The sequence below is a fragment of the Gammaproteobacteria bacterium genome (assembly GCA_003696665.1).
Classification (GTDB): Bacteria; Pseudomonadota; Gammaproteobacteria; order Enterobacterales.
In genome coordinates, this window is record RFGJ01000338.1 from 1 (window position 1) to 1,211 (window position 1,211).

The following is a 1,211-nucleotide window of genomic DNA, read 5'->3' on the forward strand; positions in this document are numbered from 1 at the left end:
AAGGTGATAAGACCGATGTGGAATCCGCGATGGGCCGCAAACCGGTTCACCCCTTCGCAAAGACTGCGCGCAAACAATGCCTCGCGTCCGTTCATTGAAGCGCTGTCATCCACAACCAGGCACATCCTCAACTGTTCCGTTCCGTTGCGTTTTCCAACGCGGGAGCTGTTTGATCTTCGTCGCGTCGTTATGCCGGGGATCAGCTTGTTGTAGGTTCGTGCTGAGCGTTTCAGATCCAACGCCGAAAATGATTGACCCAACTGCCAGACGCCGACGCGCTTGCGGAATTCCCTGGCCTCAGAAAGCAGGTGGTCCGTAACCTGCCGGGTCAACGATAGATCAAATTCGAGAGCATCTGATTCAGACCCTTCCTCACGAATCAGCGGGAAGGTATCGAAATTCGGTGCGGGAAGAACTCCTCCATCCATCAACGGCATCAGCATATCCAGTCGCATCAGGATTGCCGGCAGATAGCTGAGAAGATTGGCCGACGAGGCCAAAAGCTGCTTGGGTATCCACTGGTAGAAACGTTTCGAGAACCTCACGATTTTTCCGACATGATCCGGATCAGCGGCGTCATCGCACCACCCCGTCCAGTCGCTGAAAAGTTCCGACACCATCAACCTTGCTTGCGACTCGTGCGCCTGAATCCAGTCTGGCAGCCGATCTTCGCTGATGTTGGTCAGCCGCAAGGCCAGCAGCATTCGGTTGAAATCAAGCAAATGCCGGTCATGGCCAACTTTTCCCGAATGTGCTTGCTCCTCTTCCTTGACAATACGATTGAAGCTCGAAACAAAACCTCGAACATAAGCCTCCGCCCAGTCCGCGATTTCTGCGTTGCTGCGGTCGACGATCAGCTCGATCGCCGGCTCACTGACGACGGTTGCGACGGCTTCAGTCACGTTCAGGGCGCTTGCGACCTCATTCACAATTCGTTGTCGAATGGCCCCCGACTTCGGGGAAACCATCCGATGCGCCCATTCATGAGCCAGAATACAAAACAGCATCGAGTCATCAAAACGGGCAGCATTGGGGTGAACGTAAATGCGTTGGAAATCAATGGCGGCGATTCCAACATCCTTGTCCCGGATCACATGGATGGGAAAATGCTTCGCCCAATGATGCCGAATGGGCTTGGCAATTGTCTCAAGCCGGCTTTCAAGCGAGGCAAGGGCCGGGTGATTGTTTGGTGTCTGGTCCATACCCGTAAA

Annotated in this window: 1 protein-coding gene; it reads right to left on the bottom strand. The window is 54.3% G+C overall.

Translation table 11 applies throughout. The features are described 5' to 3' along the window. A partial coding sequence (locus D6694_08860; protein ID RMH41496.1) for a hypothetical protein occupies positions 1-1,202 on the bottom strand: 1,202 nt, incomplete at its 3' end. Between the last annotated feature and the right edge of the window lie 9 nt (positions 1,203-1,211).